Origin of the sequence: Streptomyces sp. NPDC001568, from assembly GCF_042893755.1 — a bacterium.
GTDB lineage: Bacteria > Actinomycetota > Actinomycetes > Streptomycetales > Streptomycetaceae > Streptomyces.
Genome location: NZ_JBIAVF010000011.1, coordinates 155,902 through 177,818 on the forward strand (window position 1 = coordinate 155,902; position 21,917 = coordinate 177,818).

Below are 21,917 nucleotides of genomic sequence, written 5' to 3' on the forward strand. Positions count from 1 at the left end.
GGCCTGGGACTGTCTTCTTGAAGAGGTGTGGCATGGGGGATATCGGGGCGCCCGGCGCAGTGGCCGAGAGGCTTGAGGAGTATCGGGGGGAGTTGACCGGTTACTGCTACCGGATGTTGGGGTCGTACGCCGAGGCCGAGGACGCCGTGCAGGAGGCCTTGATCCGGGCGTGGCGGAACATCGACCGTTTCGAGGGCCGCTCAGCGCTGCGGACGTGGGTGTACCGGATCGCCACCAATGTGTGTCTGGATGCGCTCACTTCGGGCAAGCGGCGGGCGCTGCCGATGGACCTGTCCAGCCCGAGCGGCAGCGACACCCCGCCGGAGCCCACGCAGGAGTCCATGCTGTGGGTGGAACCCTGTCCCGGCGGCGATCCGGAGGGGACCGCGACGGCGGGTGAGTCGGTGCGGTTGGCGTTCGTCGCCGCGCTGCAGCACCTGCCGCCGCGGCAGAGGGCCACGCTGATCCTGCGGGACGTGCTGGGGTTCTCGGCACGCGAGGTCGCCGACCTGCACAGTTGCACCGTCGCCTCGGCCAACAGCTCCCTGCAGCGGGCCCGAGCCACGCTGGCCGACCGCCGCGACACCACAAACGGGCCAGTCGCTCGGCCGTCGGACAACAGCGTCCGCAGGGTACTGGCCGAGCGGTACGCCACGGCCTTTTCCCGCTACGACATGGAGGAGCTGAACATGCTCCTCCATGTCGACGCCACGCTGTGCCTGCCCCCGTACACGAAGTGGATGCGCGGTGTCCCCGACATCCAGGCATGGCTCACCGGTCCCGCGATCGGTTGCCGCGGCTCGCGTCTCGTCCCGACCATGGCCAATGGCTCCCCCGGCTTCGGCCAGTACCGCCCCCACCCGAACGGCACCGGCTACGTGCCCTGGGCTCTTCAAGTCGTCGAGTTCCGCAACGAGCGGATCAGCGGCATCACGGCCTACCGTGACACCGACCGGCTCTTCCCGCTCTTCGGCCTGCCCGGCAGCCTGGACGACGTGTAGCACGACGCAGGGCTCGTACCCCTATGGCGGCCTCCGCCATGGGGGTACGAGCGACGAGGGGCCGTGGCGGGAGCGGCCACCGACCAGTGGCCCGTCGCGTTCCCGCACGGCTTCCTCCCACCGGACCCGATCCGAACCCGCGAAGGCGAACAGGGCTCTCTCCCCCGACCACTCCGGCATCCCCTGGACACCCTTATGCGGGGACGGGAACTCACCGACCACCGCCCCAACAGTTCACAGCCGGCCCGCTCACCGGGAACAACAGGATGTGAGCCACACAGCCCGATATCAGCGGGTGTGGCGGCGCACCGCGTCTGGGCATTGATTCCTGGATCATGTGCGAAGCCAGATGATGAGGGCTGGGAGGGGGACGGTGCACAGGTAGGTGTAGGGCACGTTTCTCGTAGCGGGTGGCGACGGCGCGGCAAGCCTTTGGGTCAGGGGGTGCGTTCGACGGTGTTGCGTCGATGGACGAGCTGCCGGCCATCTGTGCGGTGGCGGGCTTCCGCCCTGTGATCGACGAGACCCTTGCGACCGGCGAACAAGGCCGGGCCGCTCTGCGCCAGCGGCGTCCCACCAATCCGAGGTGCCGGCGGGGCCGGGTCGGTACTTGGAAGCGGTTCGGTAACGGCTCGTCAAACATGGCGCCCGACCGGGCAGAATCCATAGGCCGCGTGACAGTCTCGCTCGGATGGGAGCCCCGTGACGATCACGAAGGAAGAACTGGTCTGGTCAGTGATTCGATTCCTCGCCATCGGAATCGGCGGCATGCTGCTCTGCGCAGTCGCTATCGTCATCGTGGTGGCCTTCGCCGTCGCCATCAAAGGACGCACCAGAGCTCCGCGCCGCTAGGGCCTGTTTCGACAGTGCGGTGATCTGGGAGCATGGTGCGATGGATCATGTTCGGCAGATAGTCAGTTCTGGCTCGCCACTCGAACCCCAAATCGGTTTCTCCCGGGCAGTCCGCAAAGGGGTGCACGTCGCTGTCGCTGGGACTGCTCCCATCGGGGACGACGGGACGACCGTGGGGCGAGGCGACGTCTATGCCCAAACTGTCAGGTGTCTGGACATCGCTGACGCCGCACTGAAGGCAACGGGGGCGTCACTGGAGGACGTCGTGCGGACCCGCATCATGCTCACCGACGTGACTCGTTGGAAAGAAGCCGCGCGAGCGCACGGGGAGCGGTTCGCTTCTGTCCGTCCGGCCTGCACCTTCGTTGAGGTCTCACGCTTCATCGATCCCGAATGGCTCGTTGAAGTGGAGCTTGACGCCATCCTCGACTGACTACCGAAAGTACTGGTCACAGCCACTCGTTGATGGCCGCGATCAGCACTGTGGCTTCGTAGCGGACGGCGAGCTTGTCATACCTTGTGGCCACTACGCGGTGGCGCTTGAGGCGATCAATCCCGCACTCCACCGCATGGCGCTCTTTATGGTCCTCCTTGTCGAACTTCGGGGGCCGTCCGCCGAGGGAGCCGCGCTTCTTGCGGTTGGCGATCTGGTCGCGCTTCTGCGGGATGGTGCAGCGGATCCCGCGTTGGCGCAGGTCTCCGCGATTGGCGCGGGAGCCGTACGCCTTGTCGGCGCGGACCCTGTTCGGGCAGGTGCGCGGTCGTCCCGGGCCGAGCCGGGGAACCCTGATGCGGCCCAGGACGACCTGGAACTGCGGGGAGTCACCGCGTAGTTTCTGAAGCAGGCACTAGCACGCGTAAGCGAAGTGCCACCCGGGAGCGAGGTCCGGTCACACGGAAGGGCGCAAGATCGGCTTCCGGGGTCAGGTCCGCACCGCGAACCTGAGGTCAGGTGGCTCCGGCGGAAACGGGTGAGGTGCATGGTGGCGGATTCCGAGGACGACCTCGTCGTCCGTCATGTCATCGGGCGGCTGGTGGAAACACACACCCTTCTCGACCTCAGGGTGATGGAAACGGCGGTACGGACGGCACACGAGGAGCAATGTCCTCTTCCGTCGGCGTCTTCTCGGCCGGAGCGGTGTTCTCCCTGGCCCGTCCGGGTTTCAGTAGAAACCCTGTCGTCGCGTCAGGGCCAAGACGAAGCGGCGACGTAGCGGCAGTCTCGCGGATTGGTTCGACGGGGGTTCCGTGGCTGCCGCACGCGCGGTGTAGGTGTCCGGGGCCGCCCGGGTCGGGCGGGTGGCTCCGGACACGGTGGTTCAGCTTCGGGCTGCCTGGCGGATGAGGTCGGCTACGGCGTCGGGTCGGGAGACGTAGACGGAGTGGCTTCCGGCGACCTCCACAGTCTGCGCACTGATCCGCTGGGACATCGCGTGCTGGGCCGGCGGCGGGATCATGCGATCGTCGGTGGCGATCAGGTACCAGGACGGTTTGGTCCGCCAGGCGGGTTGGGAGACCGTGCCGGCCAGGGCGTCGATGCCCCAGGGCAGCTGTGAGTCGGCCATGAACTCGGCCTGGGCGCGGGGCAGGTCGCCGGCGAACGAGTCGGCGAACTTGTCCCGGTCCAGGAAGAGGAAGCCCTTGTCGGGCGGCAGGATCGGCGGGACGGGGGCGCCGGGGGGCGGGTCGGCGATGAGGGTGGCGACCGACTCTCCCTTGTCGGGGGCGAACGCTGCGATGTAGACGAGGGAGGTCACCTTCGGGTGGTTGCCCGCTTCGGTGATCACGACGCCGCCGTAGGAGTGGCCGACCAGGGTGACCGGCCCCTCCAGCTTGTCGATGATCTGCTGGGTGGCGGCGACGTCGCCGTCGAGGGAGAGGGTGGGGTGCTGCACGACGGCCACGTTGCAGCCGTCGGCCTTCAGGACGTCGTGGACGCCCTGCCAGCCGGAGCCGTCCACGAATCCTCCGTGGACGAGCACGACGTTTCCAGGTGCTGCGGCCTCGGTCATCAGTCCTCGAGGTTTTCTGCGGGCCCGACCAGTGCGACCCGTTCGGGTACAGATCCGGGTGCGGGATTTTCGCACTTTGTGCACTGCGTGGTTGCCGAGGCCCGGGAAAGCCGGGCCTCGTACCCGTCCGAGCCGGTTCAGCGCTTCGCCCGACCGGGCCCGGAAGGCGACGTCGGCCCCGTCAGCATCTGACGGTCTCCCATGGCTGCGACGTCCGGGCATACTCTCGGTCCGGAAGGCTCAGTGGGCCGAACTGGCGCAGGAACGGAACCCTTGGTTCGCCCGATCGGCCCATCAGCCCGGGCTGTGCGAAATGATGCGCGGCCCTGGGCCGGACCTGCAGGTCGATTGGGATTCGCGGCGGTGCCACCATGGTCGCCACCTCCAGGCCGGGAACAACGCCGGCCGGTCTGCGCGTCCGAGGCCCGTGGCGTGTCCGCTGTTCCGCCCGGGTCCGAATTCACCTCCTCGGAGGGCGGGCGCGCTCGCGGCCGTGACGGATCCCGGAGTGGTGGCGCGTTCGGGCCGGTGTGCTGGGCGGATGGCCTTCGGTCAGCAGGGCCGGTAGGAGGAGATCTTGTCGTTGATCCACCCGGGGACCGTGGCCCACCACTCGCCGGGGCCGATCCTGAATTCAAGGCCGCCGTAGTTCTTGTGCTCGTAGAAGCACATGGAGAGGTTCGTGCTGTTGCCGATGGAGGAGGTGGTGTCCTTCGCCGGCCCTGTGAGCTCCGCGACCTGCACGGGCGCGCCGCCGGGGTACACGGGGATCGAGTAGTTGGGGTTGGCGTAGATGAAGACGCCGCCGAGCGCGGCGGCCGGGGCGGCACTGGCCATGACGCCTGTCGTCGCGACCAAGGCACCCAAGACGCCCGCCGCGGCCAGGCGCTTCTTGCTGTTCCTCAAAAACGACATGGGTTCCGCCTTCACTTCAGGGGCCCCGGCCGTGGAGTCATGTGGGCCGTGGCCGGATGCGAGCCGTACCGTGACGCCTTGCAAGAGGTTGCTGCAAGCGGTGAAAGAGTTTCATGGGGATGGCGGACAGGCAACACCCCTGAAAGGACGAAGATTTGTCCCTCAGTTCGGGCTTCCTCTTCAAGTTGATTCATCTGGCCGACAGGAGTGGGGGGCTGTTCGCTCCAGCGTTCACGGGGCATGCGTCGACCCCGCCGGCGTCACCCGTCCATGGCGGTCCTGGGGCCGGCCCCCTCGCCCGGTGGCCGGTCGGACAGTTCCGTCCACAAGTCGAGAAAGGCCCGCAGGGGCGCACTGGGCCTGCCTCCTCGCCAGACGAACGTCTTCCGCAACCGGATGGCGGGCTCCAGCGGCACGACGACGAACCGCGGGTCCCGTCCGAGGACCGGACTCGCCTGGGAGGTCAGGGCGATGCCGATCCGCTCGGCGACCAGTGCCAACTGGAGGGCGACGTCGTTCGTCGCGTAGGCGATGTCCAGCCGCAGGCCCTCGGCGGAGAAGGCCTCGCGAATGTACGCGTGCACTCCACTGTCGGGGCCGTAGCTGACGAGTGGGTTCCGGGCGGCCTCTTCCAGGGGCATCGGGCGGTTCGCGGGCCGGCCTCCGGCGGGAAGAACCGCGACGATCTGGTCCTCGAGGAGCACTCGTGACGCGACGGCGTCGAGCGCGCCTTCCGGCGGTCCGGCGACCACGGCGGCGTCGATCCGGCCGTCGCGGACCTTGGTCAGCAGTAGCGGGCTCGATGCCCCGGTGAGGCTCACCGCGACCCGGGGGTAGCGTCGGTGGTACTCCCCCAACAGCCGTGGAACGGTGGTGCCTTCCAGACCTCCGACGGTCCCCAGGACGAATGTGCCGCTGAGGAGGCCCGACCGGTCGGCGAACTCCAGGACGGCGGACGCTGCCGCGGCCAGACAGGCCCGGGCGTGCGGGAGCAGGGCCGCGCCCCCGGAGGTGAGAACCACCTGTCGCGGCAGCCGCTCGAACAAGGGCTCGCCCAGTTCCTTCTCCAGGGCCTGGATCTGCTGACTGATCGCGGGCTGCACGACATGGCAGCGGGCCGCCGCCTTGGTGAACGACCGCTCCTCCGCCACCGCGACGAAGTATTCGAGTGTGCGGAGCTCCATGATGGAGAAGCTACCAACTCCGCTGCTGGAAGCTCTGGTTGTTGCGGTCACCGCCCGGCTTTTGCCTGGCGTCGGTCGATCGCCTCTGCGATCAGCGATCGTGACGGCTGCCATCACCACTGTGTATTGGACGTGCGCCACCGGCGACGCGAGGCTGATGGCAGGGTGTAGGTCGTACCCGTGGCTCCGGTGAAGGGCGAGTACAGGCGCATGAGGGTGTGCATCGTCGGTGGCGGGATCGCGGGGCTGGCCTGTGCTCTGAGCCTGCAGGCCGCGGGCTTCGAGCCGCGGGTATACGAAGCGGCTCGAACGGTCGCAGCGGTCGGCGTGGGGATCAACCTGCTGCCGCACGCCGTCCGGGAGCTCTTCGAGCTCGGGCTGGAGGGGGAGCTGGCGTCGATCGCACTGCCCCCGCAACGGCTTGACTACCGGACCCGGCTGGGCGAATTGGTCTGGGTGGAGCCGCTGGGGCGCGGGGCCGGATATCACTGGCCGCAGTACTCCGTTCACCGCGGCCGTCTGCAGATGCTGCTGCTGACGGCGGTACGCGAGCGGCTGGGGCCCGGCGCGGTCCGTACCGGCCTTCGGTTCCAGCGCTTCGAGCAAACCCCGGACGGCGTCCGCGCCCATTTCATGGACCGTTCGAGTGGTCTGCCCGTAGTCGAGGAAGCCGACGTACTGGTCGGCGCCGACGGCATCGACTCGGTGGTTCGCTCCCAGCTCTACCCGGACGAGCCCCTCCCGAAGGAGAACGGCGTCCACATGTGGCGTGGGGTCGCGCACCACCCTCACATCCTGGGTGGCCGGTCGATCGTGGTGGCCGGGGGCACCCCCGGCGCGAAGTTCGTCGCCTACCCGATCGCGGACCCCTCCACCGCTGGCGGCGATGCCCTGATGAACTGGGTCCTGGAGGTACGGCACGGGCCGTCCGGTCCGCCGCCGGGTGGTCCCGGCCGTCGCGTCACAGCGGCGGAGGCCCGCGCCGCACTCTCGTCGTGGGACCTGCCCTGGATCGACCTCGCGGGGCTCGCCGACCGCTCCCCGGCGATCCTCGAGTACCCGATGATCGACCGCGATCCCCTGCCTCGCTGGAGCTTCGGACGAATCACCCTGCTCGGCGACGCCGCACACCCGATGTTCCCCATGGGCATGAACGGAGGCTCGCAGTCCATCGTGGACACCCGGGTCCTGGCCTGGTGCCTGACCCGGGACGACAACCCCGTGGCCGCGCTCCACCGCTACGACCGGATGCGTCGGCCCGCCGTCAACGCGGTCGTGCTCGCCAACCGCAACCTGGGACCGGAAAGAATCATCACGCTCGCCGAAGAGCCCGGCAACGCACTGCACTCCGGTCAGGCGGAGAAAATCTCAACCCGGTACAAGAGACTGGGCCGGGCGACAGTCTCCCAGGTCAACACCCACTCGTCCTGGACCGTCCCTGCCGTCGCAGCCGATGTGGAATGACTTGATCGGTGAGGCGACCCGATGTCGATTCGAGGAGCCGCTGCGCAGTCACCGTCATCCGACACGACTGATGTCGAAACAACTGCCCGAGACCTCGGGCACCAGCACCCCGGCTCTTCCGAAAGCCTGCCCGGCGTTCGAGGTTGGTCAGGACGCGCAGGGCGCGCAGGAGCTGGGTGGCGTGATGACCACTACGCCCTCGGCGAAGCAAGTGCACCCAGGCTCATGCCGCGTGTTTCAGTGAGTTGATGAAGATCTTGGTTTTGGGTGGAACAGCGTGGGTCGGCCGCGAGATTTCGCGGCAGGCGGTGGAACGTGGGCATCAGGTGACGTGTCTGGCACGGGGGGAGAGCGGCGCCGCGGCCAAGGGCGCGGTCTTGATCGCCGCGGACCGGCATGATGCGGCGGCGTACGAAGGAGTCAGCGGGCAGGACTGGGATGCCGTCGTGGAGGTGTCATGGCAGCCGGGGTTCGTCCGCGGTGCGCTGCGGGCTCTGTCCGAGCGGGCGGGACACTGGGCGTACGTGTCGTCGGTCAGCGCCTATGCCTCGCACGCCCAGCCGGGCGCTGATGAATCGGCGCGGTTGCTTACCGCCACGGAGCGAGAGGCGGTGGGCCACGACGAGTTCGGGCAGGCCAAGGTCGCCTGCGAGGAAGCCGCGGCCGCCGTACTGGGAGATCGGCTCCTTGTGGCGCGGCCAGGACTGATCGGTGGACCGGGCGATCACAGTGGTCGATCCGGGTACTGGGTCGCTCGCGCGGCCCGCGCGCCGCAGTCCCCCCTGCTGGTACCGGCATCTTCGGATGTTTCGACGCAAGTGATCGACGCACAGGACCTTGCTGCCTGGCTGCTCGACTGCGCGGAGAAGGGGACGGCCGGGACATACAACGCGGTCGGGCCGGCCGTGCCGCTTTCGGAGTGGATCACGCTGTCGCGGGAGATCGGCGGACACACTGGGCCGGTGGTGGAAGCGGAAGACGACTGGCTGCTCGAGCAGAAGGTGGTCCAGGCGATGGGGCCCGAATCGCTCGCACTGTGGGTGGCCGACCCGGAGTGGGCCGGGTTCGGAGCCCGCAACGGCACCGCGGCGACCGCAACCGGTCTGCGGCACAGGCCCCGAGCGCAACTGCTGGAGGCAACCTTGCGCTGGGAACGCGAGCAGGGACTTGAGCGGCCCCGACGTGCCGGGCTGAGCACGGAGCGCGAGCGGGAACTCCTGCAGACACTGAAGTAGCGATACACGAAGCACCCGCCGCCCACGGGGCGGGCCGGGGCGGTTTCGCCGGTTCCACCCCGTCGTCGGCCCGGTGCCGCCTACGATCCGGTTCGTGGTGGAGTCCGAGATCTCAGAATGGATCGCGGCGCGACGCGCGGAACTGGACGAAGGAACTGGACGAACCGGAAGACCAGCTGGTCAAGCAGGTCGACCAGGTGCGGGCAGAGCGGGACGAACTCGCCGTCGCGGAACGGGTACGGAAGCGGATGGCCGAGCAGTTCGCTGCGGAGACGGAAACGGCTGCGCTACCAACGGCGCAGGTCGCGGGCCACGCGGTGCTGCTGGTCCCGCACCGCGGGCCCGCCGTGGCCGAGGACGCACTACCGCCGGACTACCAGCGCATCCTCGGCATCGTGCGGGGTGCGGGCGGAGCGGTGTCGACCAAGCAGGTCGGCGAGGAGTTGGGGCTGGAGGTCGCGGCGCGGGGCAAGCTGGAGCCGTTGCGCGGGAAGCTGTCCAAGCTCGCCGGGCGGGGCTGGCTGCGCAAACTCCCGGACGGCAAGTTCACCACGCGTCTGTGACCTGCGACGCGGCGGACTGCGGGGCGTAACCGCGTTACCCTCGGCGGCCGTTGAGATGCTGTGCCCAAAACCAACGCGTCGACCGAGGGCGTCCCACTTGTCCACCGGCGCAAGCTCAACCTGTCCACGAGCATCATCGTCTACCTCGCTGACCTGCTGCGTTCCCGCCTGAGGGCGGTCCGCTCCCCGTTCAGGTCGCTGCTGCCCGGCCGGATCGCGGTGCTCCTGCTGGCGATGCTGCGACACGACCAGCGGCTGCTGGACCTGGCTGACGGCAGCGGCGTGCCCGAGTCCACCCAGCGGCGCCGGCGCGACGAGATGATCGGCCTGCTCCCGCGAAAGCCCCACGCCTGGACCGGGCGCTTCGCCAGACAGCCCGGCGAGGCGGGGAAGTCGTGCTGATCGACGGCACCCTGATCCCCACCCAGCGCCGCACCGGGAAGGCGAACCGCCCGAACCACTCCGGCAAGCATCATCGCCCGCGCCGTGCCGCCACCCCGACCGCTCACCTGTCGCCACACCGCCGGGCTGGACACCTACGCCCGGACGGCTCCTGATGCTCCGTACAAGTGACGAGGCACCAAAGGTAGGAGGGCGGCTGCGGCTGCTGCGCGCTCGCTTCCAGGGTCGCCGGGTACGGCCGGGCCCGCACCCATTGGCCCGGGTCGGGGCCGCCCCCAAGCAGCCCCGACCCGAGTGAAACGTACTGCTTTGGTTGTGGTTGAGGGGCATGGCGATGTCGGTGACCTGCTGCCGTGCGCGGAACTTGCCCTGTCCGGTGGCCTTGCCGGTCAGGACGTCGACCTCGTACAAGCCGTATCCGGTGCCGGCGTCGATGGTCGCGAAGCCCTCGTTTTTGGACCCTGAAGTCGATCCCCATGAGCTTGGTGTAACCGCCGAGCCCGGAGATGCGGCCGATCGGTGCGGTCCGACCGACCGCCTCGAACTCCACCAGGCGCTGATCCGACGTCACGCCTACGGCCCGCATGCTCTCGTGTTCCATCGCGGGCCGAGTCCTGGGACGCGGGGTGTCGGCGCCGGTGGCCGCAGGGGCAGGGGCGGCGCAGAGAGCGGCGAGGACGGCGTAGGCGGCAAGGACGGTGCTGCGCGTACGCATGTTCATCCCTCAGGGAGGTACGGCTCGTGACGCCGTCCAGCCTTGAGGCGGGATCAGTGAGGGATTCGGAGCCACTTTGCGCCCGGCCGGCGGTCAACACCACTCCATCAGCCCATCTTCTGCCGGCACTTCGGTCCGGAGGCCGTGAGGGTGATCCCTGCGCGGGGGCAGCTCGCCGTTCCGGGGCATTCTTCGTCGGATGGTTCCGCGAGAGGCTTGGCTGGGCTGTTGGGGTCGTTGCGCCTGCGCGGCGCCGACTCAACGCTGCGGATCCAGGGCGGGGCCGGCACGCTGGTGAAACCGGCAGGGGTGTCCTCTGCCGCCGGGCTGTGACCGTGGTCGATCGCCTCTTCTCACGGTCGCAGCCCACCCACCACGTGCCCGGTCCTCACCGGCTGGTGAAGTCCACTCCGCCCGGGCTCCGGCCTGCCTGTCGACCCAGCCGGCTCGCCTGCCTCCGGGGGATCTCGGCGGTCACCCTCCATTGATGAGGATCTCGGAAAACAACCAGACCTGCGGTCGGCAGTGGCTGCCCCTACGCCAAGTCGTGCGTGAACAGGCCAACCAAGCCGTAGCTGAGGCAGAACAGCATTGCCAGGAGGAGCGCCGGCGCGGTGAGCCCGGGTCGTGGTCGCCGACCTGGGCCTGCCCGGCGTCGACGGTGGCGTTTCCACGCACGGTACGGGGCACTGCGCCGGGGTCGGGACGCTGTGCGCGTCCCGACCCCGGTGTCATGGACGTGCCTCGCAGTAGGGGTGAGGGTCCAACGGCGGGGATCAGGCGGCGGGCATCTTGTCCAGGAAGCCGTAGACGCCCGTGATCCTGCCGGCGCCGTCGGTGACGAGGACGTCGAAGCCGATGGCGATGGGCTCGGCGCCCGGGCCGGTCACCAGGGCCCACTGGAAGCGGGCGATGTTGTGGTGGGTGTCAATGTTTCCGTGCAGTTCGAAGGAGAGGCCCTGGAACTGCTCGCGAGCGCCCGCGAGGACGGCCGCGATGGCCGCGTGGCCCTCGACCGCGACGAGCGGATCGATGTAGGGGGCCTCAGGGGTGAACAGGTCGGTGATGCCGGCGGCGCGACGGTCGGCGTCGGCCTCGTTCCAGAGGTCCAGGTACTGGGCGACGGTGTTGGTCAGGTCGCTCATGAGTCGGCTCCTTTTACTAGCAATCGGTAGAAATGCCGCAGGAAGCAGCACAGAATCCGGGGGCCGGACGGAGCCGGCAGCATCCCGGGGGTCTTGTTCCGCCACTGGTTTCATGGCCGGAGGGGATCGGCTCCTGTCCAGGCGAGCAAGGTGCCCGGGAGTCGACGGGGTCTTGACGACAGTGGCCTTGCCGGCCCCGTTCGAGCCGAGCAATGCGACCACGGTGCCGGCGGGGACCGTCAGGTCGATGCCGTCGGCGTAGGACTTGCGCAGGTTGTGCGCCGAAATCGCCAGGCCGGTCATGTGGGTGCTGCTCCTTGAATGGCTACGAACCGTCCTGGATGGCGGAGAGTCGCAGGCTGCGGGCGGTGATTCCGCCGTGGGACGTGCTTGCGTGAATGGTCAGGTCGGGGAATCCATCAGTGTTCTTCAGGGCGTTGCGGATCCGATCGTGGGAAGTAGCCGCGTCCATGGAGGCCGAGACGTCGGCGGCGGCGATCGGCAGGTCGCCGGTCTCGGTACGCAGCGCGACTGTTCCGGTAGCAGCCTCGGCAACGGTGATGTGTGGAGCAGCTCGGGGGGCCCTGATACCCGATGCTCGTCTCTGCCTTGATCAACATGTACGTTCACACCACGCGGTAGCCGAGGGGTTATCCATGCCAGGCACGGGGGACGAGTGGAGCTGCGGGACATCGAGGTCTTCCTGGTTCTGGCCGAGGAGTTGCACTTCGGCCGCACGGCCGCGCGCCTGCACGTTTCCCAAGCACGCGTCAGCCAGGCGGTGAAGAAGCAGGAGCGGCGTATCGGAGCCGCTCTCTTCGAACGGACGAGCCGAACTGTGCGTCTGACCGAGATCGGCCGACAGCTCCGGGATGACCTGCAGCCGATCTACGGCGACCTTCAGGACTCCCTCGAACGGGCGCGGATGTCCGCTCGGGGGGTCACCTCCCGGCTTCGCGTCGCGATGATGCCGTTCAACGTCACCGCCATGCACCACTACTGGCAGGCCTTCCGCTCCCGCCATCCCCAGTGGGAACTCCAGATCCGCCCGGTCCCGTTCCTCGACCCGTTCGGCCGGCTCCGCGCCGGAGACATGGACGTTCTGATCACCTGGCTGCCTGTGGAAGAACCCGACCTCACGACCGGCCCGATCCTGTGCACCGACACACGGCTGCTCGCCGTGCCCGCGGGCCATGATCTCGCCGGGCGATCAACGGTGGCAGTGGAGGACTTCGCCGACTTCGCACACGCCACGGCTCCGGACCTGCCCGACTACTGGGAGGACCACTACCTGCCCTTTCACACCCCACGAGGACGGACGATCGAACGGTCCCAAATAGTGACCAGCCCCGACGAGCTGATCAACCTGGTCACGATGAGGGAGATCATCCATGCCTTCCCCAGCCACGTCACCCAGTACTGGGGCATGTCGAACATCGGATGGGTACCCGTCTCCGGGCTGCCCGCCCTGTCCTACGCCCTGATCTGGCGGACCGAAGCGGAGACCGATCCCGTACGCGCTCTCGCGGACACCGTCCGCGACCTCGGAGTGCTCAGCTTCTGAGCAACCCGCGTGGGGGCGGCATACGACGGCGGTGGCGTGGGGGTGTACGCCGCCCCGGTCGGGGCGGGCCACGGTGTGCGGCCGGGGCGCGTGCGTCGGCTACTTGGGGTCACGGTTGAACTGGGCCTGCGACCACCGGTGGCCCAGGAGCGTCAGGCCGATGCACCAGGCGACGGCGATCCATCCGTTGTTGCCGATCTCGGTGCCGAGGAGGAGGCCACGCAGGGTTTCGATGGCCGGGGTGAAAGGCTGGTAGTCGGCGATGGGCTGGAACCAGCCCGGCATCGCCTCGGTCGGGACGAAGGCACTGGAGATGAGGGGCAGCAGGATCAGCGGCATCGCACTGTTGCTGGCCGCCTCCGCGTTGGGACTGGCCATGCCCATCCCCACCGCGATCCAGGTGAAGGCCAGGGCGAACAGCGTGAGCAGCCCGAGGGCCCCGAGCCACTCCAGGACGGTGGCGTCCGTGGAGCGGAAACCCATGGCGACACCTACGGCGCCGACGAGGACGACGCTGGCGACCGCCTGCAGCACACTGCCGACGACATGTCCGAAGAGCACGGAGCCCCGGTGGATCGGCATGGTGCGGAAGCGCGCGATGATGCCCTCGCTCATGTCGCCGGCGACGGACACCGCCGTGCCCACGACGGTGGAGCCGATGGTCATCAGCAGGATGCCGGGGACGATGTAGGCGACGTAGGCGTCACGGCTCCCGCCGCCGATGCCCGCACTCATCGTGCCGCCGAAGATGTAGACGAACAGCAGCAACAGCATGACCGGCGTGAGGAGCAGGTTCAGGGTCAGGGAGGGGTAACGTCTGGCGTGCAGCAGGTTGCGGCGCAGCATCGTGGCCGAATCGCGGGCGGCGAGGGAGAGGGAGCTCATCGGGCGGTTTCCTTCGTCTGGTCGAGCGAGCTGATGTTCGCAGCGGTGGCCGTGCCGGTGAGGGCGAAGAAGACATCGTCGAGGTCGGGGGTGTGGACGGTCAGCTCGTCGGCCGCGATGCCGGCGGAGTCCAGCCGGTCCAGGATGGAGCGGAGTTCGCGCTGGCTGCCGTCGCTGGGGATCTGGAGCGTCATCCCGGTGTTGTCCCTGGTGGCCTCGCGCAGGGTGGCTGCTGCGAACTGGTAGGCGGACGGGACGGAGAAGCGGAGCCGGACGTGCCCGCCGGGGACCAGCCGCTTGAGTTCCTCGGCCGTCCCCTCGGCCGCGATCCTGCCATCGCTGAGGACGGCGATGCGGTCGGCGAGTTGGTCGGCCTCCTCCAGGTACTGGGTGGTGAGGAACACGGTGACGCCGCCTGTGACCAGCTCGCGGATGATCTGCCACATGTTGTGCCGGGCCCTGGGGTCGAGGCCGGTGGTCGGCTCGTCAAGGAAGATGATGCGCGGATCACCGACCAGGGTCATGGCGATGTCGAGACGGCGCTTCATGCCCCCGGAGTAGGTCGAGGCCGGTTTCTTCGCGGCCTCCGTGAGGTCGAAACGCTCCAAGAGCTCTGCCGCGACACGGCGCCCCTCACGCTTGGACAGGTGGTGCAGGTCCGCCATGAGGAGCATGTTCTCCTCCCCGGTGATCAGGGCGTCGACGGCGGAGAACTGCCCCGTGACACCGATCGCGGCCCGGACGGCCTGCGGGTCTGCGATCAGGTCGTGGCCGGCGACCTGGGCCTGCCCTCCGTCAGCAGTGATGAGCGTGGAGAGGATTTGGACGGTGGTGGTCTTGCCGGCGCCGTTCGGCCCGAGCAGAGCGAACACCGACCCGGCCGGAATGCGCAGGTCAATGCCGTCAAGCACCGTCTTGTCACCGTACGACTTGCGCAAACCGACGACGGAGACGGCGGCGGTCGGCTGTGGACTCCCGCCGATATTCGACGTGGGCATGACAGATGAAGAGGCGATCATTTGCTTCTCTCGTTCGCGGCTCAATGGTGTGCAGTCCCGTGTGGCACGGGGTGGGAAGACGAGGGCACTCGGTGCGTGCGGGCGCCCGTAACGCTGTGGCCCACGGCGCGGGTGCGGGTGCCGGTGCGGGTGCGGGTGCGGGTGCGGGTGCGGGCGATGAGGATTCGTCAGGCGCCCGCAGGTGGGACCCACTCCACAAGCTGGATCACGACCCCGTTGGGATCGGCGAGCCGTAGCGTCCACTCCCCCCAGGGTTCCTGGCGAAGTGGCGTGGCGATCCGTGCGCCGTCCCGCCGCAGGCGCTCGTACTCGGCGGCCAGACCGGTGACGGTGAAGGACACCAGCACTTCTCGGCGCGAGTCCGGCTGTCGCCAAGGCGCGTGCGGTTCGGCTTCGGACTGCAGTACGACGAGGTCGGTGGCCGCGTCGTCGCGTGAGAGGTGGATGGCCTCCTCAGACACCAGGACCTCCCGGAAACCCAGATGGGTCGTGAAGAAGAGACTCGATGCAGGCGGATCGTCAACGGTCAACAGCACCGCCGACCCGGTGATATTCACGTTCTGGTCTCCTCCCTGTGGCCGGTTTTCCGACAGGAACAGCATCAGGGCGACGGAGGCGTTCGATCAACGTCTCATCTTGCAACGACAGTTAACACAGCGGTTATCAATACGGGGGCGGGGGGCACTGCGCCGCAGGAGACGGCGCTGCCCTTGGCGGCGGCCGCCGGAGCGCATATCGCGAACTGCCCGCACGGCCGCACCGGCACTCGTCACGCGAGGTATCGACCGAAGTGGCCCGCGGGTTGGGCAGCACGCGGGGCGCCCGCCCGTCCCGTGGGACAGGCGGGCGCCCCGCATCACGATGCCGTCCTCAGGCCCTCGACCCGACCGCACCGGCGCCGGTCGGTACCGGATGTTCCGGGCAATCCAGCAGCGGGGAAGGCAAGCGTTGCGCGTCGTCAGGGAACAGCACCCCGGGCTGGCGCAGCACCTCCCCGCGGGCCTGGACAGCCGGCTGCCCACGATGAGGCAAAGGACCCGCTGCCAGCCCCAGCTCCTCCAGCAACGACGCCCGCATCTGCGGCAGACCCGGCTTCACCCCGGCCACCGCCCGCCACCCGGCACCCGGAACCCGGCACCCGGCACCCGGCACCCGGCACCCGACCAAGCAGCAGATGCAGCGCCTGCTGCACCGCCCCCGTCTTCCCCGCCCCCGGCTCCCCGAACACGCACCCAATCCCCCGCAACGGTGCCACCTCCTCCTCTCCGTCCTTGTCCGCTCCAAGCCCTGTGCCGCGACCGAGAGCCGTGGTACCCGGGTGGGTGCGCACACCGTCGTACGGGAGGCGTCACTGACGGACGGCAGCCGACTCCAGGGCCCGCGCGCGCAGCGCGATCCGGGCAGGCACCAGACTGGAGACCAGCGCGAGCGCGAGCCCGGCGACGGCGGCGGCGCCGATCGCGGTCCAGGGCAGGCTCAGGGTGAGCGCGGGGCCTGACTCCAGGATCCTGTTTCTGATCAGCAGCAGGGTCGCGACCTGGGTGCCGGTGGTGACCAGCAGCGCCAGGGCCGTCGCGGTTACGGCCGTCAGCAGCGCCTCGGCCCCCACCATGGAGAGCACTTGACGGTCGTTGCCGCCGGTGAGGCGCAGGATGGAGAAGTCCCGCAGCCGGTCGCCAGTGGACATCATCATCGTGTTGACGATCGCGATCAGGGCGTACAGCAGGGCCGGCCCCAGGATGGCGATCATTGCGATCCAGTCGGAGCGGGACCGGGGGTCGTCGTGCCCGCCCCACGCGGCCGTCGCGGCGATCACGGCCCCGGGGATCGCGGTCGGCGCCGTGGCTCCCGCCGCGGGGGTGAGGAAGGCGGCGGTGGGACCGGGGTCGCCGCCGAGATGCCCGGCCACGGCCCCGTACGGCAGGAGCACCTCGGCCAGGTTCAGCGGCGTATTGACCAAGGCGACCACCTCGACCGTGAGGGGAGTGCCGTCGTCCAGGGCGGTGTGCAGCCGGTCGCCGACCTGCCAGCCATGGGCCCGGGCCAGTGAAGTCGACACGGCTACGGAGGAACCTCGTAGGGCGTCCAGCGAGCCTGCTTCGGTGGAGAGTGCCCAGGTGGCGGCGGCGTCTCCGTCGACCGCGGTCGCCGTGATCGTGCCCGAGGCCCCGTCCCCGGATCCCGAACCGCCGGCGAGGCCGTTGAGCCAGGTCGTACGTACCGTGGTTGAGCCGACCGCGGGCAGGGCGCGCAGTCGCTCCACGGTGTCCGGGGTCAGAGCGGACCCGCCGTCGGGTTCGACGACGTACTCGGCCCGTAGTGCCGCACGCGACTGGACGGTCCGCGCGACCCCGAAGGTCAGCGTGGAGCCGATCACCGTGCCGGTCAGGGCTATCACCAGGAACATCGGAGTGGCCGTGGAGATCGTGCGCCGCACCGCCACCAGGGCGTTCTGCCGGGCCAGCAGGCCCACCGCGCCCGAGGCCGGCAGGGTCAGCACCCGCACCAGCGCGGGTACCAGCACCGGCGCGAACAGGGCCACCGCCACGATGGCCATGACGTCGATCAGCAACGTCCAGACGGGCAAGTTCTGCGGATCGCGCAGCTGCGGGTCCCGGTCCATGCCCGGCGGCATCGTCGTGAACAGGACCAGCACGGTCGAGAACACCAACAGGTAGCCGACAGCCCACAGCCAGCGGCCGAGCGTCATCACCCGCCCGTCGACCGCCGCGTCGCCGAGCGCCTCCACCGGCCGCACGCGGCCGGCCCGACGGGCTGCCGCGTAGGCGCCGACCACCGCCACCGCCACTTCGACGGCAACGGCGACCAGCACCGGCCCTGCGCTGATCTGAACGGTGAAGCCCTCGGGCGCCGCGCCCCGCGCCACCAGCCAGCGGGCGAACAGCGGGGCCACGGCTGTACCCAGCAGCGCCCCGCAGACCGACGCGGCCAGTGAGACGACCACCGCCTCGCCGAGCACGAGCATCCGTACCTGGCGCGGGGTCGCACCGACCGCCCGCAGCAGGGCTGTCTCCCGGCGCCGCCCCGCGACCGCGAACGCAAACGTCGAGGCGACGACGAACACGGACACGAATCCGGACATGCCTGCCATGAAGGTGAGCAGCTTCTTCAGCGACGGCGCCGACGGGTCGTCGCTCTGCAGCCCCGTCGAGGTGCTGACGAGTAGCCCCGTCCCGGCGATCAGGGCGACGCCCAGGGTGAGCGCCACGAAGGAACCGACGAAGCCGAGCCGCCGGTGGCGCAGGGTGGCAATGGCCACGGGCAGCAGGGGGGTGACGGCCATCAGTGGCCACCGTCGAACCGGGCCGCTGCCGGGGCGGGCCTCGTACCGGCGTCCGCGGCTCCGTTCGGACCGGCTTCCGCGGCTCCGTCGGGACCGGCCTTCCGGTCGCCGGGGTCGGTGTCCGGGGCGGCCTCAAGCCGCGCCATGTTCTCAGCCACCCGCCCGGTCGTCGGGCGGTGCATCTCGTCGGCGACGCGGCCGTCGACGAGGAAAAGAACGCGGTCCGCGTAGGAGGCGGCCACCGGGTCATGGGTGACCATGATCGTGGTCTGGCCCTGCTCGTCGACCAAGCCGCGCAGCAGCTTGAGGACGGTCTTGCTGGAGCTGCTGTCCAGGGCCCCGGTCGGCTCGTCGGCGAACAGCACCTTCGGCCGGGTGATCAGGGCCCGGGCAATGGCCACGCGCTGCTGCTGGCCGCCCGACATCTGAGAGGGCAGGTGCCCGGCGCGCCCGCCGAGCCCGACCCTGTCCAACGCCGTCCGTACCTCGGCCTGATCGGGGCGGCGGCCCGCCAGCCGCAGCGGCAGTCCCACGTTCTGTTCGGCGCTGAGCGCGCCGAGCAGGTTGAACGCCTGAAAGACGAAGCCGATCCGCTCTCGGCGCAGCTCGGTGAGGGCCTTCTCGCGCAGGGTCCCCAGATCGACGCCGTCCAGGACGACGCGTCCCGCGTCGGGGCGGTCGAGACCCGCCGCGCACTGCAGGAGGGTGCTCTTGCCCGAGCCCGAGGGGCCCATCACCGCGGTGAAGGTGCCCTGTTCGAAGGCCACCGAGATCTCGTCGAGGGCGCGCACCTGCCCTGCCGATCCAGCCGCGAAATGGCGGCTGACCTGTTCGAGCCTGACCAGCTGACTGTCATGCATTCTTCAAAACCTCTCAACTGATCTCGAATCGGGGAGCTTGCCGCTACGGGAGCGGCGCTGCCGCGAGGTGTCCGTCGTGGGCTGTCGGCAGCTCGGAGGCGACCAGGAGGCCTCCCCCACCGAGGAGCAAGTGAGGGGCGGACGTCGAATGGTCAGGCTCGGGAGAGGAGAGTCCGGAGCCGGCGCATGTCATCGAAGCCCACGACGTCCGGTCCTTCGAGCCGCTGGGCGAGTGTCAGGCCGCAGGCCCGGCCGAGTTTCGTGACTGCCGACGGAGGTCCGTGTCGCCGGTCGCGGATGAGGAGGGCAATGCTTCGGAGGTCACGGTCTGCGGCGACACCGTCCAGTTGAACGGTCCCGGTCGCAGGGCGGGGCGGAAGCCCACGCACTACCGGACGGGCGTGGGCTCAACCGTCGTACGGGGGGCGAAGGCGAAGGCGCGCAGGTCGTCGTTGAGGCGGTCCGCGTGGGTCGCGAACAGCCCGTGACCCGCGTGCTCGTACACGTGCAGCTCCGCCCCCGGGATCAGGTCGGCCGCGCGGCGGCCCGTGAGGGCCAGGGGGGCTGAGACGTCGTCCGATCCGTGGATGACCAGGACCGGGCAGTCGATGTTCACCAGTTCCGGGACGAGGTTCAGGGAGGGGAGGATGTCCCCCAAGGCGTTGGCGGCGCGCGCCGTTGCCCCGAGGCAGCGCTCCACCATGTACGCCACGTATGCGTCCGACACCTGCGGCCCGGGCAGGTGTCGGGCGAAGAACGCGTCGGCCCCGTCGGAGAAGAACTTCGCCCGGTCCTGCCGGAAGGTCTCGTTGAATCCGCGAATCAGGTCCGGGTCCAGTCCTCCCGGGTGGTCCTCAGAACGGGCCGGCCCCGGGGCCATCGCACCGACGAGGGCGACCCGGGCCACCAGGCCGGCACCGCGAAGGGTCAGGTAGCGGACCACCTCGAGCGTGCCCATTGAATGACCGACCAAGGTGACGTCGCGCAGATCCAGATGGTCGAGGAGCGAGCCCAGGTCCCCGGCGAGGGTGTTGAGGTCGAAGCCGCCCCAGACGTCCTCGGACCTGCCGTGCCCCCTGCGGTCGAAGCCCACGCAGCGGAAACCTTCGGCCGCCAGAGGCAGCATCTGGTACTCCCACATCTCGGTACCGAAGTACGAGCTGTTGACGAAGACGATGACGGGGCCGTCCGAGGGCCCGTAGTCAACGAAATGGAGGCGGGTGCGGTCGGTGGCAGACTCGAAGTACGGCATGGCAAGGGTCCCTTCAGGGAATGGCTGTCAGCGGCTGTCCGGCGCGACACCCATCCTGACCTCGTGCCACCGGGGCGGTCGATTACCTCCAAGGTCATGCGGTACGGGCGGGAGCGGAGCCGGTCACCGAGTGGCCGTGGGCCACGCCCCGGTGGGCCCGTACGTTTTCCTGCTTCGCAGGGCCTCGGCCTTGCCGATGCGGCGGTGATCCGAGCCGACGGCGGCCGGACAGGCGTCGAACGCGGCCGCGGCCCGCGGCCGGGCCTCGGCGCCGCGGCCCAGTCCGAAGAGACCAGCAACTGCGGCCGGCTCGACACTGCCGGTCGCCGGCCGGCGGTGTTTCTGGAACAAGGTGCGACGCGGCACGTCGGCGCGCTCCACCTCGGTCAGGGCCTCCGCGTGGCGGTCCCGGCCACCGAGGCCGCCGCCCAGAGCGAGCCACAGAACCAGCCTGAGCCGGTCCGGTTCCACACGTGGAAGGCAGGACAAGCTCAGAGCCCGGGCCTGATGGGGGACGACTCAGCTGACTCGCAGAACCGTACAATCAAGCATTCCACGCGGTTCGACCGCTGCTGGGACATCGACGGAGGCCGGGGGGCCGGTGGAACTGCGCGACATTGAAATCTTCCTTGCGCTGGCGGAAGAACTCCACTTCGGCCGGACGGCGCAACGGCTACACGTCTCCCAGGCACGTGTGAGCCAGGCGATCAAGAAACAAGAACGACGCATCGGTGCCGAGCTCTTCTCTCGCACCAGCCGCACGGTACGCCTGACCGACGTCGGACGACAGCTCCGCGACGACCTGCAACCGGTCTACGCAGGCCTGCACGAGTCGCTGGAACGCGCTCAGTTCGCCGCCCGGGGCATCACCGCCCGGCTCCGCGTCAGCCTGATGCCCTTCAACGTCGCTGACCTGCACCCCTACTGGAAGGCGTTCCGCCAACGACACCCGCACTGGGGGCTCCAGCTCCGTCAGGCAACCTTCACCGATGTGTTCGGCCAACTGCGCAGCGGCGCCATGGACGTCATCGTCGTCTGGCTACCAGTGGAAGAACCCGACTTCACCGTCGGACCCACCCTGTGCGCCGACTCCCGGATCCTCGCGGTGGCCGCCGACCACCGGCTCGCGGGCCTGGACTCCGTTCCACTGGAACGGCTCGCCGAGTTCCCGCACGGCACGGCGCATGGTCTGCCGGACTACTGGGAGGACAGTTACCTGCCCTTCCACACCCCGCGAGGCCGGACCATCGAGCGCATCCGCTCAGCAGCTTCCGACAACGCCGACGAGCTGATCAGTCACGTCGGCATGGGCGACATCGTCCACACCTTTCCCAGCCACGTCACCAGGCACTGGGGTATGCAGAACATTCGGTGGCTCCCGCTCCCCGACATGGCCACCATGCACTTCGCCCTGGTCTGGCGCACGGAGTTCGAGAACGACCTCATCCGCGCACTCGCCGACACCGTCCGCGACCTCGGCGTCCTGCGCCTCTGACCGGCCCGTACCCGCCTCCAGCGGGGGCAGGGGCGGCGTCTCAGCTTGTC

21 protein-coding genes and 1 pseudogene are annotated in these 21,917 nt (G+C 69.3%); 9 read left to right on the plus strand and 13 right to left on the minus strand.

All coding sequences use genetic code 11. The features are described 5' to 3' along the window. Positions 1 to 32 precede the first annotated feature (32 nt). From ACFY0I_RS21465 to ACFY0I_RS21475, 3 genes are all read left to right on the plus strand, one after another. Positions 33 to 1,001, plus strand: a complete 969-nt coding sequence (locus ACFY0I_RS21465; protein WP_388898049.1) for a sigma-70 family RNA polymerase sigma factor — start codon at positions 33 to 35, stop codon at positions 999 to 1,001. A gap of 702 nt (positions 1,002 to 1,703) precedes the next feature. Further along, the gene (locus tag ACFY0I_RS21470) at positions 1,704 to 1,853 is read left to right on the plus strand and encodes a hypothetical protein (RefSeq protein ID WP_388898051.1); all 150 of its coding nucleotides are present in this window, start codon (positions 1,704 to 1,706) and stop codon (positions 1,851 to 1,853) included. Between the two features lie 40 nt (positions 1,854 to 1,893). Next, positions 1,894 to 2,286 carry a RidA family protein gene (locus ACFY0I_RS21475; RefSeq protein ID WP_388898054.1) on the plus strand — a complete coding sequence of 131 codons (393 nt, stop codon included), beginning with the start codon at positions 1,894 to 1,896 and terminating at the stop codon, positions 2,284 to 2,286. Positions 2,287 to 2,302: 16 nt separating this feature from the next. Here the strand turns inward: ACFY0I_RS21475 and ACFY0I_RS21480 are convergent, their stop codons facing one another. From ACFY0I_RS21480 to ACFY0I_RS21495, 4 genes are all read right to left on the minus strand, one after another. Further along, the gene (locus ACFY0I_RS21480; protein WP_388898460.1) at positions 2,303 to 2,698 is read right to left on the minus strand and encodes a transposase; all 396 of its coding nucleotides are present in this window, start codon (positions 2,696 to 2,698) and stop codon (positions 2,303 to 2,305) included. Between the two features lie 474 nt (positions 2,699 to 3,172). Further along, complete coding sequence (locus ACFY0I_RS21485; protein WP_388898056.1) at positions 3,173 to 3,865, minus strand: alpha/beta fold hydrolase; 693 nt, start codon at positions 3,863 to 3,865, stop codon at positions 3,173 to 3,175. Positions 3,866 to 4,417: 552 nt separating this feature from the next. Then, entirely contained in the window at positions 4,418 to 4,780 is a 363-nt protein-coding gene (locus ACFY0I_RS21490; protein ID WP_388898057.1) for a hypothetical protein, read from the minus strand. Between the two features lie 260 nt (positions 4,781 to 5,040). Beyond that, entirely contained in the window at positions 5,041 to 5,964 is a 924-nt protein-coding gene (locus ACFY0I_RS21495; RefSeq protein ID WP_388898060.1) for a LysR family transcriptional regulator, read from the minus strand. A gap of 180 nt (positions 5,965 to 6,144) precedes the next feature. On the opposite strand from ACFY0I_RS21495, the gene ACFY0I_RS21500 reads away from it, so the two are divergent. The 4 genes from ACFY0I_RS21500 to ACFY0I_RS21515 all read left to right on the plus strand — a co-directional run bounded on the left by ACFY0I_RS21500 (position 6,145) and on the right by ACFY0I_RS21515 (position 9,628). Next, the gene (locus ACFY0I_RS21500; RefSeq protein ID WP_388898062.1) at positions 6,145 to 7,428 is read left to right on the plus strand and encodes an FAD-dependent monooxygenase; all 1,284 of its coding nucleotides are present in this window, start codon (positions 6,145 to 6,147) and stop codon (positions 7,426 to 7,428) included. A 248-nt stretch (positions 7,429 to 7,676) separates the two neighbouring features. Beyond that, entirely contained in the window at positions 7,677 to 8,663 is a 987-nt protein-coding gene (locus ACFY0I_RS21505; protein WP_388898064.1) for an oxidoreductase, read from the plus strand. Positions 8,664 to 8,860: 197 nt separating this feature from the next. Then, a complete protein-coding gene (locus ACFY0I_RS21510; RefSeq protein WP_388898067.1) occupies positions 8,861 to 9,226 on the plus strand; it encodes a hypothetical protein in 366 nt (121 codons plus the stop codon). A 60-nt stretch (positions 9,227 to 9,286) separates the two neighbouring features. Continuing rightward, a complete protein-coding gene (locus ACFY0I_RS21515; protein ID WP_388898070.1) occupies positions 9,287 to 9,628 on the plus strand; it encodes a hypothetical protein in 342 nt (113 codons plus the stop codon). Positions 9,629 to 11,119: 1,491 nt separating this feature from the next. Here the strand turns inward: ACFY0I_RS21515 and ACFY0I_RS21520 are convergent. Both ACFY0I_RS21520 and ACFY0I_RS21525 read right to left on the minus strand, forming a co-directional pair. Then, on the minus strand, positions 11,120 to 11,488 hold the full coding sequence (locus tag ACFY0I_RS21520; RefSeq protein WP_388898463.1) for a nuclear transport factor 2 family protein: 369 nt from the start codon (positions 11,486 to 11,488) through the stop codon (positions 11,120 to 11,122). A 180-nt stretch (positions 11,489 to 11,668) separates the two neighbouring features. Further along, positions 11,669 to 11,791: pseudogene (locus ACFY0I_RS21525) on the minus strand (ATP-binding cassette domain-containing protein); the annotation flags it as partial. 373 nt (positions 11,792 to 12,164) lie between these two features. Here ACFY0I_RS21525 and ACFY0I_RS21530 point away from each other — a divergent pair. Further along, positions 12,165 to 13,052: a LysR family transcriptional regulator gene (locus ACFY0I_RS21530; protein WP_388898073.1), complete on the plus strand. Its 888-nt coding sequence runs from the start codon at positions 12,165 to 12,167 to the stop codon at positions 13,050 to 13,052. A 99-nt stretch (positions 13,053 to 13,151) separates the two neighbouring features. Here ACFY0I_RS21530 and ACFY0I_RS21535 read toward each other — a convergent pair whose 3' ends face one another. From ACFY0I_RS21535 to ACFY0I_RS21565, 7 genes are all read right to left on the minus strand, one after another. Next, a complete protein-coding gene (locus tag ACFY0I_RS21535) occupies positions 13,152 to 13,937 on the minus strand; it encodes an ABC transporter permease (protein ID WP_388898076.1) in 786 nt (261 codons plus the stop codon). Continuing rightward, a complete protein-coding gene (locus ACFY0I_RS21540; protein WP_388898078.1) occupies positions 13,934 to 14,935 on the minus strand; it encodes an ATP-binding cassette domain-containing protein in 1,002 nt (333 codons plus the stop codon). Before ACFY0I_RS21540 ends, ACFY0I_RS21535 begins: the two co-directional genes overlap by 4 nt. 188 nt (positions 14,936 to 15,123) lie before the next feature. Beyond that, positions 15,124 to 15,558 (minus strand): VOC family protein, encoded by a 435-nt coding sequence (locus ACFY0I_RS21545; RefSeq protein WP_388898081.1) that lies wholly within the window; start codon positions 15,556 to 15,558, stop codon positions 15,124 to 15,126. A 746-nt stretch (positions 15,559 to 16,304) separates the two neighbouring features. Continuing rightward, a complete protein-coding gene (locus ACFY0I_RS21550; RefSeq protein WP_388898084.1) occupies positions 16,305 to 18,260 on the minus strand; it encodes an ABC transporter permease in 1,956 nt (651 codons plus the stop codon). Next, positions 18,260 to 19,120: an ABC transporter ATP-binding protein gene (locus ACFY0I_RS21555; protein ID WP_388898086.1), complete on the minus strand. Its 861-nt coding sequence runs from the start codon at positions 19,118 to 19,120 to the stop codon at positions 18,260 to 18,262. Before ACFY0I_RS21555 ends, ACFY0I_RS21550 begins: the two co-directional genes overlap by 1 nt. A gap of 388 nt (positions 19,121 to 19,508) precedes the next feature. After that, positions 19,509 to 20,372, minus strand: a complete 864-nt coding sequence (locus tag ACFY0I_RS21560) for an alpha/beta fold hydrolase (protein WP_388898089.1) — start codon at positions 20,370 to 20,372, stop codon at positions 19,509 to 19,511. 123 nt (positions 20,373 to 20,495) lie between these two features. Beyond that, positions 20,496 to 20,843, minus strand: a complete 348-nt coding sequence (locus ACFY0I_RS21565) for a hypothetical protein (protein ID WP_388898091.1) — start codon at positions 20,841 to 20,843, stop codon at positions 20,496 to 20,498. Between the two features lie 130 nt (positions 20,844 to 20,973). Between ACFY0I_RS21565 and ACFY0I_RS21570 the strand changes: the two genes are divergently transcribed. Continuing rightward, a complete protein-coding gene (locus tag ACFY0I_RS21570) occupies positions 20,974 to 21,867 on the plus strand; it encodes a LysR substrate-binding domain-containing protein (RefSeq protein ID WP_388898094.1) in 894 nt (297 codons plus the stop codon). Positions 21,868 to 21,917: the final 50 nt, after the last annotated feature.